This window comes from Nocardia sp. NPDC006044 (genome assembly GCF_042871115.1).
Classification (GTDB): Bacteria; Actinomycetota; Actinomycetes; order Mycobacteriales; family Mycobacteriaceae; genus Nocardia.
On record NZ_JBIAID010000001.1, the window covers coordinates 1531013 to 1546210 of the forward strand.

At 67.2% G+C, this 15198-nt stretch carries 18 protein-coding genes and 2 pseudogenes; 14 read left to right on the plus strand and 6 right to left on the minus strand.

Annotation, left to right across the window (positions count from 1 at the left end):
* Positions 1 to 14 precede the first annotated feature (14 nt).
* From ACFYO1_RS07265 to ACFYO1_RS07280, 4 genes and pseudogenes are all read right to left on the minus strand, one after another.
* Entirely contained in the window at positions 15 to 734 is a 720-nt protein-coding gene (locus ACFYO1_RS07265; RefSeq protein ID WP_387228037.1) for an energy-coupling factor ABC transporter ATP-binding protein, read from the minus strand.
* Complete coding sequence (gene cbiQ, locus ACFYO1_RS07270) at positions 731 to 1492, minus strand: cobalt ECF transporter T component CbiQ (RefSeq protein WP_387228039.1); 762 nt, start codon at positions 1490 to 1492, stop codon at positions 731 to 733. Before cbiQ ends, ACFYO1_RS07265 begins: the two co-directional genes overlap by 4 nt.
* On the minus strand, positions 1493 to 1846 hold the full coding sequence (locus ACFYO1_RS07275) for a PDGLE domain-containing protein (RefSeq protein WP_387231749.1): 354 nt from the start codon (positions 1844 to 1846) through the stop codon (positions 1493 to 1495).
* 33 nt (positions 1847 to 1879) lie between these two features.
* Positions 1880 to 2542: pseudogene (locus tag ACFYO1_RS07280) on the minus strand (energy-coupling factor ABC transporter permease); the annotation flags it as partial.
* Positions 2543 to 2681: 139 nt separating this feature from the next.
* Here ACFYO1_RS07280 and ACFYO1_RS07285 point away from each other — a divergent pair.
* The gene (locus ACFYO1_RS07285) at positions 2682 to 3035 is read left to right on the plus strand and encodes an ArsR/SmtB family transcription factor (protein WP_387231751.1); all 354 of its coding nucleotides are present in this window, start codon (positions 2682 to 2684) and stop codon (positions 3033 to 3035) included.
* A 114-nt stretch (positions 3036 to 3149) separates the two neighbouring features.
* Positions 3150 to 3332, plus strand: coding sequence for a YegP family protein (locus ACFYO1_RS07290; RefSeq protein WP_387228041.1), 183 nt, complete (start codon positions 3150 to 3152; stop codon positions 3330 to 3332).
* Here the strand turns inward: ACFYO1_RS07290 and ACFYO1_RS07295 are convergent, their stop codons facing one another.
* Positions 3333 to 3629, minus strand: a complete 297-nt coding sequence (locus ACFYO1_RS07295; RefSeq protein ID WP_387228043.1) for a hypothetical protein — start codon at positions 3627 to 3629, stop codon at positions 3333 to 3335.
* A 515-nt stretch (positions 3630 to 4144) separates the two neighbouring features.
* Positions 4145 to 5623: an FAD-dependent monooxygenase gene (locus ACFYO1_RS07300; protein WP_387228045.1), complete on the minus strand. Its 1479-nt coding sequence runs from the start codon at positions 5621 to 5623 to the stop codon at positions 4145 to 4147.
* A gap of 91 nt (positions 5624 to 5714) precedes the next feature.
* On the opposite strand from ACFYO1_RS07300, the gene ACFYO1_RS07305 reads away from it, so the two are divergent.
* The 12 genes and pseudogenes from ACFYO1_RS07305 to ACFYO1_RS07360 all read left to right on the plus strand — a co-directional run.
* The gene (locus ACFYO1_RS07305) at positions 5715 to 6362 is read left to right on the plus strand and encodes a TetR/AcrR family transcriptional regulator C-terminal domain-containing protein (RefSeq protein WP_387228047.1); all 648 of its coding nucleotides are present in this window, start codon (positions 5715 to 5717) and stop codon (positions 6360 to 6362) included.
* A gap of 71 nt (positions 6363 to 6433) precedes the next feature.
* Positions 6434 to 6808 (plus strand): hydrogenase maturation nickel metallochaperone HypA, encoded by a 375-nt coding sequence (locus tag ACFYO1_RS07310; RefSeq protein ID WP_387228049.1) that lies wholly within the window; start codon positions 6434 to 6436, stop codon positions 6806 to 6808.
* Entirely contained in the window at positions 6766 to 7602 is an 837-nt protein-coding gene (gene hypB, locus ACFYO1_RS07315; protein ID WP_387228050.1) for a hydrogenase nickel incorporation protein HypB, read from the plus strand. Before ACFYO1_RS07310 ends, hypB begins: the two co-directional genes overlap by 43 nt.
* Positions 7603 to 7693: 91 nt before the next feature.
* Positions 7694 to 8749 (plus strand): hydrogenase expression protein HypE, encoded by a 1056-nt coding sequence (locus ACFYO1_RS07320; RefSeq protein ID WP_387228052.1) that lies wholly within the window; start codon positions 7694 to 7696, stop codon positions 8747 to 8749.
* An 11-nt stretch (positions 8750 to 8760) separates the two neighbouring features.
* Positions 8761 to 10557, plus strand: a complete 1797-nt coding sequence (locus ACFYO1_RS07325) for a nickel-dependent hydrogenase large subunit (RefSeq protein WP_387228054.1) — start codon at positions 8761 to 8763, stop codon at positions 10555 to 10557.
* Positions 10558 to 10585: 28 nt separating this feature from the next.
* A complete protein-coding gene (locus ACFYO1_RS07330) occupies positions 10586 to 11527 on the plus strand; it encodes a NifU family protein (RefSeq protein WP_387228056.1) in 942 nt (313 codons plus the stop codon).
* Positions 11524 to 12165, plus strand: a complete 642-nt coding sequence (locus tag ACFYO1_RS07335; protein ID WP_387228058.1) for a DUF5947 family protein — start codon at positions 11524 to 11526, stop codon at positions 12163 to 12165. Before ACFYO1_RS07330 ends, ACFYO1_RS07335 begins: the two co-directional genes overlap by 4 nt.
* A gap of 17 nt (positions 12166 to 12182) precedes the next feature.
* Positions 12183 to 12836, plus strand: coding sequence for a DUF6084 family protein (locus tag ACFYO1_RS07340; RefSeq protein WP_387228060.1), 654 nt, complete (start codon positions 12183 to 12185; stop codon positions 12834 to 12836).
* The gene (locus ACFYO1_RS07345; RefSeq protein WP_387228062.1) at positions 12833 to 14158 is read left to right on the plus strand and encodes a hypothetical protein; all 1326 of its coding nucleotides are present in this window, start codon (positions 12833 to 12835) and stop codon (positions 14156 to 14158) included. Before ACFYO1_RS07340 ends, ACFYO1_RS07345 begins: the two co-directional genes overlap by 4 nt.
* A 14-nt stretch (positions 14159 to 14172) precedes the next feature.
* Entirely contained in the window at positions 14173 to 14292 is a 120-nt protein-coding gene (locus tag ACFYO1_RS07350) for a DUF6893 family small protein (RefSeq protein ID WP_387228064.1), read from the plus strand.
* Positions 14293 to 14308: 16 nt separating this feature from the next.
* Positions 14309 to 14635, plus strand: coding sequence for a hypothetical protein (locus tag ACFYO1_RS07355; protein WP_387228066.1), 327 nt, complete (start codon positions 14309 to 14311; stop codon positions 14633 to 14635).
* Position 14636: 1 nt separating this feature from the next.
* Positions 14637 to 15125 (plus strand): annotated as a pseudogene (locus tag ACFYO1_RS07360) (hydrogenase maturation protease); the annotation flags it as partial.
* Between the last annotated feature and the right edge of the window lie 73 nt (positions 15126 to 15198).

Sequence of the window (15198 nt, forward strand, 5' to 3'; positions counted from 1 at the left end):
GCGATCGGTCGCGGTCAGCTCAGCCGGTGTTTGGCGAGAAGTGCTGTGTCGTCGAGGATTTCGTCGGTCGGCCCGTTGGCGACAATCCGGCCCGCGTCGAGGATGACGACCCTGTCGCAAATGCGCTGCGCGTAGGGGAGATCGTGAGTGACCATCAGGATCGTGGTCGGAAGGGCGGTGAGGACGTCGGCGAGTTCGCGGCGCGCGACGGGATCGAGGTTGGCGGCCGGCTCGTCCAGGACGAGTACCTCTGGGCGGCAGGCCAGGACGGTGGCCAGCGCGGCGCGGCGGCGTTCGCCGACGGAGAGCTGGGTGGGGGAGCGGTCGGCCCGGCCGGACATGCCGACCGCGGCGAGGGCGTCGCGGACCTGCTCGGCGAGCTGATCGCCGCGGACACCGAAATTGGCCGGCCCGAACGCGACGTCTTGTTCGACGGTCGGCATGAACAGTTGGTCGTCGGGGTCTTGGAACACGAGCCCGACACGTTGCCGGATGGCGCGCACGGTCCTGCGGTCCAGCAGGGTTCCGCCGATGTGCACCTCCCCGGATTCCGCGGTGAGCACGCCGTTCAAATGCAGCATGAGGGTGGACTTTCCGGCGCCGTTGGGGCCGAGGACGGCGACGCGTTCACCCGGGTGGATGTCGAGATTGACGCCGCGCAGGGCGCCGGTTCCGTCCGGGTAGGCGAAGGTCAGGTCCACCAAACGCACTGCGGGCGTAGCGATCTCGGTCATCGGAGCACCCACGCGGTCAGGCAGACGCAGAGTGCGGCGGCAGCGGGGACACAGCCGAACAGCCATTGCGTCCGGGTCGCGGGCAGGGTGCCGAAATCCGGTACCGCGCCGTCGAACCCGCGCGACAACATCGCCAGATGCACTCGCTCGCCGCGTTCGTAGGACCGCAGGAACAGGGTGCCCGCCCCCCGCGCGGTCGCGCCCGCCTGGCGCAGGGTTCGCGGGTCGTCGCCGCGGGAGATCCGCGCCAGCCGCATCCGTGCCGCCTCCTCCAGCAGCACGTCGACATAACGCAGCATCAGCACGACAATCGTGACGATCATGCCGGGAACCCGCAGCCTGGTCAGCCCGCCCGGCAGTTCGCGCACGCTGGTCGTCGCCGCCAACGTCAACGAAACTCCCACGCCGATGGTCCCTTTCGCGACAATGCCCCACGCCGCGTACAGCCCGGTCACCGACAGCGACAGCCCGAGAAACGTCGTCCGCGGCGCCCCCGCCGCGAACGGCAGCAGCGCCGCCAGCACCACGAATGGCAATTCGATGAGCAGCCGCGGCCCGATCCAGCGCAGCGGAATGCCCGCCCACCGCCACAGCACGACCAAGCCGAGCGCATAACCACCGAACGGCCAGAACAACTCTCGCGGCGTCGCCACCACGGCGAAGACCGTGAGCACCGCGCAGACGATCTTCACCTCGGCCGGCACCCGATGCGCGGTCGAACTTCCCGGTAGATACAGGCGATGACTGGTCACGGCCACTTACGCCGACTCCGGCCGCTCGGCCGGATGCTTGCGCCGTCCCGTCCGGATCAGGTTCACCACCGCGAACAGCACCGCGAACGCGGCGGCCACCCCGAGAACGCCTGCCACGCCGGTGAGTTTGTCGTCGCCGTCGATGGTGTACCCGGCCAGCGGCGATTTCGCGAGGTGGTGCTCCGTGGCGTTCTTGGCGATGCAGTCGCCCGCGAGCTGTTCGGCGCCGTCGACCTGAACCGTGGTGCAGCCGCGCTGAGTGGTGGCGTCGAGCCCGTCCGGCTGCGAACTCGCCACGTACGACAGCAGTCCCGCGACGAGCACGGCGACCGCGGCGAACGCGAACAAGAACCCGGTCATCGACAATCTGGGGCGCAACGGTGTCGCGGCCGTCCGGCGCTGACCGGTAACCCGCAGCAGATAGACGAGATCGGGTCGCGCATTGACCACGGCGATGAGCGTGATCGCGGTGATGACCCCTTCGCCGACACCGATCAACGCGTGCGTCACCAGCATGTATCCCGCGACCGCGCCGACGGTCGAACCCGCCGCGCCGCCGATGGCGTACTCGATCACGAAACCCAGTGCGGCGCCGACCGTCCCGACGAAGGCCGCGACGAATCCGACGATCCCGATCCCCGCGTCGGCCCGTCGCCGCGACAGCACCGGCAGGACGAGGCGAGCGACCGTGTAGCCGATGGTCACGCCGATCAGCGACATGTTGGTGATGTTCGTCCCGAGCGCGGTCAACCCGCCGTCGGCGAACAGAAGCGCCTGCACGACAAGCACAATCGCCACGCACAACGCGCCGACATACGGCCCGACCAGGATCGCCGCGAGCGCGCCGCCCAGCAGGTGCCCGCTCACCCCCGGCATGATCGGGAAGTTCACCATCTGCACCGCGAAGATGAACGCGGCCACCAGTCCGGCCATCGGCGCGGCCCGCTCGTCCAGTTCGGCGCGTGCCCGCCAGCCCGCGAAACCCAGGCCCGCGACCGCGATCACCGCGAAGATCAACGAGGTCGGCGCGTTCACGATGCCGTCGCTCATGTGCATGGCCTGAGTGGTGCTGCTGCTCACTCCTGAAGACGATACGCGCGATACCTGATCAGTTGAACAGATGTTCTGATATCGGCAAGGACTGGTCGTAGTCGCCCGGGACCGGCAGAGTGGACGTGTGGCAGTGAGCATTCCGCTGGACCCCGACCACGCAGGCCGGGCCGCTTCGGGTTTGGACATCGGCGGCATCGAGCATTGGGCCGGCCGGTTCGAGTTGCTCTCCGACGCCAACCGGCTCCGGCTTCTGGTGTGCCTGCACCACGCGCCCGACATCAGCGTCAGCGATCTCGCCGCGGCGGTCGGCATGTCCGGAACCGCCGTCTCGCACGCCTTGCGCCTGCTCCGGCATCAGGGGTGGGTGGCCAGTTCGAAGCACGGCCGCATCGTCCGCTATCGCCTCGCCGACGACACGATCCACGACCTGCTGCACTGGATCGGTGCCACGCACGCCGAGGAATCCATCAAGCACGAGGCGGTCAGCAGCACGTGACCCTCCGGCCCGGTCGATGTTGCTGATCGATCGCCACCACGATTGAGCCGATCCTGAAAAGGTTACTCCTCTGGAGATAGGTGTTATCCGGTCGAACGAAGGACGAGGTTAGTGATGGCCGCGAAATTCGAGCTGTACACGGACAAGGCCGCGAAGACCCGATGGCGGCTCAAAGCGCCGAACGGCGAGGTCATCGCCGCGAGCCAGGCGTATGAGAGCAAGGCCGCGGCCAAGAACGGCATCGAGTCGGTGCAGAAGAATGCCGCCGTAGCGACGATCGACGACCAGACCGGATAGTCAGTCGGCACCGAGGATTACCTCGTTGCCAGAGATTGTCCAGCTCCCACCCTCGCCGGTCGCGCCCCGCAGTCCGTCCAGGACTCCGGGGCCGGCGAGCACGCCGCACCTGGGATCGGCCAGCGCCGCGAACGCGAAGGTGCGCCGCGCGGTCCAGTGCGTGGAGTGCACGAGCCGCCGGCTCAACTGAACGAATCCCTCGACCGCGGCGGCGATCACCCACGCGTCGGGTTCCCCGGCCGTGAGCCGCCGCGCCTGCCGCAGCCACGATGCCGCGTCCTCGGGCCAATCCACCACCGCCGACACGCGGTGCCCGCGCTCGCGCCACGCCGAGGCAAAAGCATGCGCCGCAGCGACAGAGTTCGCGTCGCGACTGTGTCCAATGCTGACGGTCGTCCCATTCCGAGCCTGTTGCTGCAACATCACCAGCACACGCCCGAGCTCCGCATCGGTGTGCGGCAGGGGAGCCGGCGCCGGAGTCGACAACCCCAGATTCCGCAACCGAGGCGACGGCCGCCCGTCCCCACCCCACCTCGATCCCGCAGATCCTCCACCGCGTTCGGCCGATCGGGAAGCACGAACCTCGGACAACCTCCGCTGCATACTCACACTCCGAAAACGCCGCCACCCCGCCATTCGTGAGATACCAACCCGGTTCGCAGCGCGCCCGAGCGGGACACGACGGAGGTCAAGCCGTCGTCGCCGGCCGGATTCGTGGCGCAGGTCGTGAATCACTTCCGGCCTGGGTGGTCTCGTACCGGAGATGGCGTAGGCACGGCGGGTGCTCTGTCAGGTCCTGGTCGGTCCCGGAGTCAAGACGCCGGGCCGAACCAGATGGTCAGCGCTTCGGGCAGGCCTTCGTCGCTGGGCTCGTCGGTGACCCAGGCCGCGTAACCGTCGGGTCGGATGAGGATGGCGGCGGGGACCGCGATGTCGCCAACGGCGGGGACGGACCACCGCTGGTCGCGGGTGTGGGCGTCGACGAGATCGACGCGACCCTGCCAGCCGGCGGGCAATGGCACCTGGTTTCCGTTGAGGCGCAACAGGATCGGGTGGCCCGAGCGGAGCAGTTCGAAGACTCGGGTGTCGCCGTCGGCGGTGCCGAGGTCTCCGTCCGGTACCCGCCGTCCGGCCAGCGGATGATCGCCCTTGGTGTCATAGCGGATGTCCAGCCCGGTGATCATCAGGCCGAGTCGATGCCGAACCGCGTCCATATCGATCAGATCGCCCATGACGTCGCGCAGCGCCTCCATGTGCGCACCGGGCCGTTGCAGCGCGGTCTGTGCCCGGGTGTTGTTCAGCACCCGCGCCCCGACCGGCTGCCGTTCCGGCTCGTAGGTGTCGAGCACCTCGGATGAATTGGTGCGCAACGCGATTGCCAACTTCCACCCGAGATTGACCGCGTCCTGCACGGAGAGGTTCTGTCCCTGCCCGCCGGCGGGGTAGTGGATGTGCGCGGCATCTCCGGCGAGGAACACCCGCCCATCGCGGTAGTGCTCGGCCTGCCGCGCCGCGTCCCCGTAATGCGTCACCCAGCGGGGGCTGTGCATGCCGAAATCGGTGCCCGCGATCTCGGCGTAGTTGGCCCGGAACTCCTCGAACGTCAGCGTCGATCCGCGCGGCATGACCAAGTCGTGCCGCTGCACGACCAGCCGATACCAACCGGGTTCGAACTGCACCACCGAGTAGTCGCCGGCCCCGCGCCGCAGGCCGAAGAATTGCGTCTCCGGCGGGTCGGTCAGTTCGACATCGGCCAGCATGCCGGTCGCGGTCGCCTCGGTGCCGGGGAAACCGATGCCGGCCAGCTTGCGCACCGCGCTGCGGCCGCCGTCGCAGCCGACCAGGTAGGCGGCGCGAATCGTGCGGGGACCGCCGGGTCCGCCGACCTCGACGTCGATCCCCGTCGCGTCCTGCCGGAACCCGGTCACCGGCGAACCCCACCGCACCGGCGCGCCCAATTCGGTTGCGCGCCGGTCGAGTTCGCGCTCGACCACCGACTGCAGCACGGCGAGCATGAACGGGTACCGAGTGTCGAAGTCGCCGAAGTCCAGCCGCAGGCCGCCGAAGTGTCCGCCGGGCAGCATCCGGCCCTGCGCCAGCAGGTCGTCGAGCAGTCCGCGCTGATCGAAGATCTCCATGGTGCGGGCGTGGATGCCGCCGGCCCGCGATTCGCCGGTGCGCGCCGGCAGCCCGTCGAGTAGCACGACGTCGACTCCGGCGAGCCGCAGCTCGCTCGCCAGCATCAACCCGGTAGGCCCGCCACCTGCGATGACAACCTCGGTGGTCTCCATGACGGTCTCCTTAACAATGTTAAATCCCTTAACGGCGTTAAGTAGACGTGAACGTTGTTAATCTGTCAAGAGATCCCGATAGGAGGCGCGAGTGAGACTCGATTCCCAGGTCATCGCCCAGGCGGCGCTCGATCTGCTCGACGAGGTCGGCCTCGACGGGCTGACCATGCGCAAGGTGGCCGCCGCACTCGACGTGCAGGCCCCCGCGCTCTACTGGCACGTGAAGAACAAGCGCGAACTGCTCGACGCCATGGCGCGCACCGTCTTCATCGCGGCCATCGACGGCGTCGAGGCGCCGCGGCGCGACGAGACCTGGCAGGACTGGACGATCGGGCTCGCCGCCCGGCTGCGCCGCGCGATGCTGCGCTACCGGGACGGCGCCAACGTCCTGGCCGGCACCTACGTCGAGGACGAAGCAATGTGGCGCACAGTGGAATTGACGCTACGCACGCTGGAGGACGCCGGTTTCACCCTCCCCGAGGCGGCCCGCGTCTTTCCCATCCTGCTGCACTACACGGTCGGCTTCGTGATCGAGGAACAGGCCCGCGGTGGCGCGGGATACGACAGCAACCCCTATCGTCCAGGCCGAATCGGCAAGGTCCTGGATGCCGGCCGATTCCCGCTGACCGCCACCATGATCGGCGACCTTTTCACCGCGGACTTCGACGCCGAGTTCGACTACGGCCTGCGCGTCATTCTCGCCGGCATCGTCGCTACCCGAACGGAACGAGCGCACTGATTCGGCCCCGGCGGCCGCGCGCGCGGAGGTAGCCTCGAAAGGGGTTCCTACTCGATGATCCGAGAACCGCGATGCACGAAATGGCCATCACCCAGAGCGTCATCGATGCCGTGTGTGAGCACGCGGCAGGCCGGACCGTACACAGCGTCACCGTCGAGGTCGGCGCGTTATGTGCGGTAGTACCCGACGCGATGCAATTCTGTTTCGAACTCGCCGCCGAGGGGACGGTCGCGGAAGGGGCGCGACTCGTCATCGAGCAAATGCTCGGCACCGGCGAGTGCCGTTCTTGCGGCGCCGAATTCGGCTTGGCCGATCCGATTGTGCTGTGTCGTTGCGGGAGCGCTGACGTCGAGATCCTTTCCGGACGCGAGCTCCGCGTCCGGTCGATGGAAGTGAGCGAAGCATGTGCGCAACCTGTGGATGTGGCGACGACGCGGCAGCCGTGATCCGCGTCCCGCACGAACACCACCAGCACGGCGATCATGAGCACGACCACGAGCACGGCCATGATCATCACCACGGTCCCGGCGCCGACCACGTACACCTGCCCCGCACCGAGACGGTCAGCCTGGAACTGAAGGTGCTCGCCAAGAACGACGAACTGGCACAACGCAATCGGGAGTGGCTGGCCGCGCGCGACATACTCGCGTTGAACATGATGAGCTCGCCGGGCGCGGGCAAGACCACGCTGCTCGAGCGGACCATCCGCGAGCTCGCCGACCTGCCGGTGGCGGTGATCGAGGGCGACCAGGCGACCCTGCTGGACGCCGAGCGCATCCAGGCGACCGGCTGCAAGGTCGTGCAGATCAACACCGGCGCCGGCTGTCACCTGGACGCGCAGATGCTGCACCGCGCGCTGGAAACCCTGGACCCCGCGCGCGGCACGGTGTTGTTCATCGAAAATGTCGGAAATCTGGTCTGCCCGGCACTCTTCGATCTCGGTGAGCGCAGCAAGGTTGTGGTTATCTCGGTGACCGAGGGTACGGACAAACCGCTGAAGTACCCGCACATGTTCGCCGCAGCCGAGTTGGTGCTGATCAACAAGATCGATCTGCTGCCTTATGTCGACTTCGATCTGGACAAGTGCGGCGAGTTTGCCAGGGCGGTGCATCCCGGTGTCGAGATCCTGCCGCTGTCGGTAACCACCGGTCGCGGCGTAGATCGTTGGTACTCATGGCTTTTGGAGCAACGCCATCCTCTGAAATCGGGCAGCCTTGAGCATGCTGTCAAGCAGGAATAAAATAACGTGATCAGGATCACATTCGGTTGATGTGTCTTCAAGCCCAGAGAGACCGCGAATCCGATGATCCGCTGTGGAAGGTGGCAGCTAGATGCCAACTCGAGAAGCAGTGCGTGCCGAAGAGACTCTGATCCATGTGCTCTGGATCAACGCGGGTCTGAGTTGCGATGGAGACTCGGTAGCACTGACCGCCGCCACCCAGCCAAGTATCGAAGAGATCGCCTTGGGCGCCCTACCCGGGCTCCCCAAAATCGCGGTGCATTGGCCGCTGATCGACTTCGAGTGCGGCCCGAACGGTGGGGCCGACGACTTCCTGGAGTGGTTTTTCAAAGCCGATAGAGGCGAACTGGAACCCTTTGTGCTGGTCGTAGAGGGTTCGATACCCAACGAGAATTTGCACGACGAAGGCTATTGGTGTGGTTTCGGCAATGACCCCGCGACGGGCCAGCCGATGACCACCAGCGAGTGGCTGGATCGCTTGGCGCCCAAGGCGACCGCGGTCGTCGCGGTCGGCACCTGCGCCACCTACGGCGGCATCCACGCGATGGCGGGCAACCCGACCGGCGCCATGGGTGTGCCCGACTACCTCGGCTGGGACTGGAAGAGCAAGGCGGGCATTCCGATCGTGTGCGTGCCGGGCTGCCCGATTCAACCGGACAACCTGTCGGAGACACTCACCTACCTGCTCTACATGGCCACCGGCCAGGCGCCGATGATCCCGCTCGACGAGGCGCTGCGACCCAAGTGGCTGTTCGGCGCGACCGTGCACGAAGGTTGCGACCGCGCAGGCTATTACGAGCAGGGCGATTTCGCGACCGAGTACGGCTCGCCGAAATGCATTGTCAAACTGGGCTGTTGGGGTCCGGTCGTCAAATGCAATGTGCCCAAACGCGGTTGGATCAACGGCGTCGGCGGCTGCCCGAATGTGGGCGGCATCTGCATCGGCTGCACCATGCCCGGTTTCCCGGACAAGTTCATGCCGTTCATGGACGAACCACCCGGCGGGAAGCTCTCCTCCGCCGCATCCGGACTCTACGGATCGGTGATCCGCAGCCTCCGGCACATCACCGGCCGTACGGTCGACCAAGAGCCGCGCTGGCGGCACAAGGGCGAGAAGCTGACAACCGGCGCGACTCGCACCTGGTAGGAGGATCTTCGATGACTGCCATCGTTCCCGAGCCGTCGCACAAGAAGATCGAACCCAACAGCCTCGTCGAGATGGCCTGGGATCCGATCACGCGCATCGTCGGCAGCCTGGGTATCTATACCAAGATCGACTTCGAGAACCGGGAAGTCGTCGAGTGCCACAGCACCTCGTCGATCTTCCGCGGCTACTCGATCTTCATGAAGGGCAAGGATCCGCGCGACGCGCACTTCATCACCAGCCGCATCTGCGGCATCTGCGGGGACAACCACGCGACCTGCTCGTGTTACTGCCAGAACATGGCGTACGGGGTGAAGCCGCCGGCCCTCGGCGAATGGATCGTCAATCTCGGCGAGGCCGCCGAGTACATGTTCGACCACAACATCTTCCAGGAGAACCTGGTCGGCGTCGATTTCTGCGAACGGATGGTCGCCGAGACCAACCCCGGCGTGCTCGCCATGGCGGAGCAGACCCTCTCGCCGCACTCCAACGATCACGGCTACCGGACCATCGCCGACATCATGCGGGCGCTCAACCCGTTCACCGGCGAGTTCTATCGGGAAGCGTTGCAGGTCAGCAGGTATACGCGGGAGATGTTCTGTCTGATGGAAGGCAGGCACGTGCATCCGTCCACGCTGTATCCCGGTGGCGTCGGCACGGTCGCGACGATCCAGCTGATGACCGACTACATGTCCCGGCTGATGCGCTACGTCGAATTCATGAAGAAGGTCGTGCCGATGCACGACGACCTGTTCGACTTCTTCTACGAGGCACTGCCCGGGTACGAACAGGTGGGCCTGCGCCGCACCCTGCTCGGCTGCTGGGGTTCGTTCCAAGACCCCGACGTGTGCAACTTCGACTACAAGGACATGGCCGAGTGGGGCCGCAAGATGTTCGTGACCCCGGGTGTCGTCGTCGACGGCAGACTGGTCACCACATCACTGGTCGACATCAATCTCGGCATCCGAATCCTGTTGGGCAGTTCGTATTACGACGACTGGACCGACCAGGAGATGTTCGTCAAGGCGGATCCGCTGGGTAACCCGGTGGACCGCAGGCATCCCTGGAATCAGCACACGAACCCCAGGCCGCAGAAGCGCGACATGGACGACAAGTACAGCTGGGTCATGTCGCCGCGCTGGTTCGACGGCAAGGACCATCTCGCGCTCGACACCGGCGGCGGACCGCTCGCCCGGCTGTGGCCGACCGCGCTGGCCGGGCTGGTCGACATCGGCTACGTGAAGTCGACCGGGCACAGCGTGCAGATCAACCTGCCGAAGACCGCGCTGAAGGGGCCGGTCAGCTTCGAATGGCACATCCCGGTGCACGGCAGCAACACGATCGAACGCAACCGCGCCCGCACCTACTTCCAGGCCTACGCCGCCGCGTGCGCGTTGCACTTCGCGGAGAAGGCGCTGGAAGAGATCCGGGCCGGCCACACCAAGACCTGGGAGAAGTTCGAGGTGCCCGACGAGGGCATCGGCTGCGGCTTCACCGAGGCGGTGCGCGGCGTGCTGTCGCACCACATGGTGATCCGGGACGGCAAGATCGCGAACTACCACCCGTACCCGCCGACGCCCTGGAACGCCAATCCGCGCGACAGCTACGGCACGCCGGGCCCGTACGAGGACGCGGTGCAGGGCCAGCCGATCTTCGAGGAGAACGACCGCGAGCACTTCAAGGGCATCGACATCATGCGCACCGTGCGCAGCTTCGATCCCTGCCTGCCCTGCGGCGTGCACATGTACCTCGGCGACGGCAAGACGCTGGAGAAACTGCACTCACCGACGCAAACGCTGACCGCGGAGTGAGCCTCGGTCGAGCGGAGGGTCGGAAGAGATGACAGTGGACGATCGCCCGGGAGACCAGCCAGACACCGCGCTCGACGATGAAACCCGTTGGCGGACAGCGGGTGACCGGATCGAGACCCTGCTGGACGCGAGTTCGGCCGGCGGCGCCGCGGCGCGTGCGCGCGCCGAGAGTCTCGTGCGTGAGGTCGCGGATCTGTACGGCGCGGGATTGCGGCGCGTGCTGCGCCTGCTCGGCAACGACACCGGCACGATCGAGCGGCTGGTGCGCGACGATCTGGTCGCCAGCCTGCTCCTCGTGCACGGACTGCACCCGCACGACGTGCAGACCCGGATACGGACGGCACTCGACACCGTGCGGCCCTACCTCGGGTCGCACGGTGGGGACGTGGCATTGCTCGGCGTCGAGGACGGGGTGGTCCGGCTCGAACTGTCGGGCAGCTGCAAGACGTGCCCGTCCTCCTCGGTGACCTTGGAACTGGCGGTCGAGGACGCGGTGCGCGCGGCCGCGCCCGAGATCGTGTCCATCGAAGTGGCACAGCCGCCGGCCGAATCGACGAGCGTGATCTCGGCCGACTCATTGTTCTCCCGGGTGCACGCCAACGGTCAGCAGTCCGATCGGCCCGCCGGAAACTGGGTCGCCGTACCGGAACTCGGGGAACTTCGCCCCGGAGAGGTGGGCGGGTTCGCGATCGCCGGTCTGGTCGTGCTGGCCTGCCGGGTGGGCGACAACCTGTTCGCCTACCGGGATCACTGCCCGAATTGCGACAACTCGCTGGCCGGTGCCGCGCTGCATCGGCGGGTCGGCTATCCGGTCGGTGACGCTGTGCTGCGCTGCCCGAGCTGTCTCGCGCATTTCGATGCCGTGCGGGCCGGCGCGCGGGTGGACGGCGACGGGCATCTCGAACCGCTGCCCGTGCTGGTGCGGGCCGGGGAACTGTCGGTGGCCGTGCCGGTGGGGGTGCGCGGATGACCTCACCGTTTCGCGTCTTGCAGCGCATCACCGCCGACCGCCCGCCCGCGACCCCGGTCGGCGAACGGTGCGAGATGTGCGCCGAGCCGATCGCCGACGAGCACCAGCACGTGGTGAATGTCGAAGGCCGGCAACTGATGTGCACCTGTCGCGGATGCTATCTGCTGTTCACCGAGCAGAGCGCGCAGCTGCGCTATCGCGCGGTGCCGGACCGCTATCTGCGTTTCCCCGGCTTCGACATCAGCCAGGGGGAGTGGGACGCGCTGGAAATCCCGGTGGGACTTGCGTTCTTCTTCCGCAACTCCGCGCTGGACCGGACCGTCGCGTTCTATCCGGGACCGGCCGGCGCCACCGAATCCGAACTGCCGCTGGCCGAATGGCAGGCGGTGCTGCACCGGCATCCCGAATTGTCGGTGCTGGCAGCGGATGTCGAGGCGCTGCTGATCCGGGTGCCCGAACGCGGCACCGGCGACGCGACCTGCCTGCTGCTGCCGATCGACGCCTGCTACGAGTTCGTCGGCCGAATGCGCACACTGTGGCGGGGATTCGATGGTGGCCGGGACGTGCGGGACTACCTCGATCAGTTCTTCGCCGCGGTCTCGGCGCGGGCGCGGCCGGCGCCTCCGGGCGGTGCGTGATGAGTCCGGTCAACTCGATGACCTTCGCGGTTCTCGACGTCAAGCCGGAACCCTTTGCCGTGGCCCCGAATCTGACCGCGCGCATCGGCATCGCCTCGCTCGCCGAGGAACCCGTGCACGCGATCGCGTTGCGCGCGCAGGTGCGCATCGAACCGCATCGCCGGCGGTACTCCGAGGAGGAGGGCGCGGGCCTGGCCGACCTGTTCGGTCCGCGGGAACGCTGGCGGGACACGCAGCGGACCTTTCTCTGGATGCACTGCGCCACCATGATTCGCGGATTCCACGGCGGGTCCGAGGTGGATCTGCCGATGCCGGTCACCTACGACTTCGAGGTGACCGGGTCCAAGTATCTGCACGCGCTGCGCGAAGGCAGCGTCCCGTTGCTCTTCCTGTTCAGTGGGACGGTGTTCCTCCGAGGGACAACGGGTTTCGGCATCCAGCAGATTCCGTGGGATCGCGAGGACAAGTTCGACATGCCGGTCTCGGTGTGGCACGACGTGATGGCCGCGCACTATCCGAACACCGGCTGGGTGCGCTTGCGCAGGGAGACCCTGGATGCGTTGGCCGCCTACAAATCCGGGCACGGCATGCTCGGCTTCGACGACGCGGTGACCCAGTTGCTGGCGCGGTGTACCGAGCAGACGACCAACGGCGGCGAGGCGCAGCCATGACCGACGAGATCAGAGCCAGGGCCCGCGCCGTCGCCGACGCGGTGCTGTACGAGGGCTACCTGCTGTACCCCTATCGGGCGAGTTCGCGAAAGAACCAGTCGCGCTGGCAGTTCGGCGTGCTCGGTCCGGAGGGCGCCGCCGCGGCCGGGCTCGGCGAGAAGTCGAGTATCTCGGCCCAGTGCCTGATCGACGCGAACCCCGGCACGGAGATCACCCTGATGGTCCGGTTCCTGCAGTTGCAGCGGCGCGCCGTCGAGGACCGGGACGGATCGCGGACGGCGGAGCTGACCGTCGACGCCCGATCGTGGATCGCCTGGGACGAGGCCACCGAACGCGAAGTCGTGCTCGGCCCGATGCCGCCTGCCGCGGGCACGTGGCCGGTGCGGGTGAGCGGCGGCACCGATATCGAAGACATCACGAACTCGAAGGGCAAGCTCGCCGGCCGATTGGTGCGTACCCGCCTCGCGCTGGACGCGGAACTCGCACTCTCCGCCGACCAGGACGCCGGCTATCTGCGGCTCTCGGTGCTGCTTCGCAATATCGGCCCGCCCGCGATGGACCAGCGCGACGCCATCGCTCGCTCGCTGATCGGCGCCCACATCATCGCCGAAGTCACCGGCGGACAGTTTGTTTCGCTGCTCGAACCACCGGACGACGCGGCCGAGGCCGCCGCCCGGTGCGTGCGCGACCGCTGCTTCCCGGTGCTCGCCGGGCCGCCCGGCGACCACAGCCTGCTGCTGATCTCGCCGATCATCCTCTATGACCACCCGGAGATCGCCGAGCAGAGCGAGGGGCCGCTGTTCGACTCCACTGAGATCGACGAGATCCTCACGCTACGGGTGATGACCATGACCGACGAGGAGAAGGCGCAGGCCCGCGCCACTGATGCGCGGGCGGCCCAGATCATCGACCGCTGCGACGCCATGACGCCGGAGGCGATGCAGCAGCTGCACGGTGTATTGCGCGATCCGCATCTCGGTCAGGCACAGCTGATTCCGGAGATCCCCGAGGGCATCGATTGGTGGGATCCGCTGGCCGACAACGCCGTTCGGCCCGAGTCCGATGCGGTGTCGATCGCCGGGGTGCGGGTGCGCAAGGGCAGCCTGGTGCGGCTGCGTCCCTCGCGGCGGGCCGACGCGCAGGACCTGTTCTTCGCCGGAAAGATCGCCCGCGTCACCTCGGTGCACGAAGACGTGGACGGCCACGCGCATGTCGGGGTCGTCATCGAGGACGACCCGGCGGCGGATCTGCACGAATGGTACGGCCGCTACCTGTATTTCGCGCCGGATGAGATCGAACCACTCGCCAGCCCAGAAAAGTAGAAGGAAGGCCCGATATGGAGATCGTCGGAATTATCGCGACCGCAGTCGTCGCGGTGATCGTCGTCGGCGCCGCATACATCGGCATTCGGTCGATACCGGATTTGCGGCGGTACCTGAAGATTCGGCACATGTAGCACTGAGGAGAACGTCATGACCGACCCTGATCAGCGCGAAGAACCCCAGTCGGAGCGAGGCGAGCCGGGCTCGCGTGATACCGGCGCCGATGCGGTCGCGGCCGGTCCGGCGGACCGGCCCGCGGGCGATATCGGGCACGAGGAGACGACCTCGGCCGCGGGAACCGATCCTGAGCGGCAGGTCGAATTCACCAACGAGACAGCCGGTTCGGACGCCGAGGCGCCGACTCCGCCGTACGAGGGCCGCAAAACCGAAGCGAACGCTCCGGACGAGACCGCCACCGGCGAGGTCGGCGGCGCGGAGGTCGGCGGGGCGACCGCGCCGACCGAGGATCAGGGGTGATCTGACGACGACGGTGCTGGTCGCGGGGATCGGCAATATCTTCCTCGGCGACGACGGATTCGGACCCGAGGTGGTGCGGCGGCTGCCCCATCACCCCGATCCCGCGGTGCGCGTGGTCGATTACGGGATCCGCGGAATGCATCTCGCGTACGACCTGCTCGACGGGTGGGATGCGCTGGTGCTGATCGACGCCGTGCCGAATCGTGGTGCGCCGGGCGATGTTCGGGCCTTCCAGGCCGAGCCGGGTAGCGGCGGTGCCGCGAACATCGATGCGCACGCGATGAATCCGGAGGCGGTGTTCGCCAGTGTCCGCGCGTTGGGCGGCACACTCCCGCCGACGTACGTGATCGGTTGCCAGGTCGAAACCGTGGAAGAGCGCATGGGCTTGTCCGAACCCGTTGCCGCGGCAGTGGATACAGCGATCTCCGCGGTTATGGAAGTTCTCACGCGTCTATCGACCGCCGCAACCGCCGAATCTCGCGCACCCGAACCCACTGCCGCGTCGAGCATCGGGTCGGGCTCGGATGTCGCGTCGGCGTTGGATGTCGGTCCTGCGCCGGGCG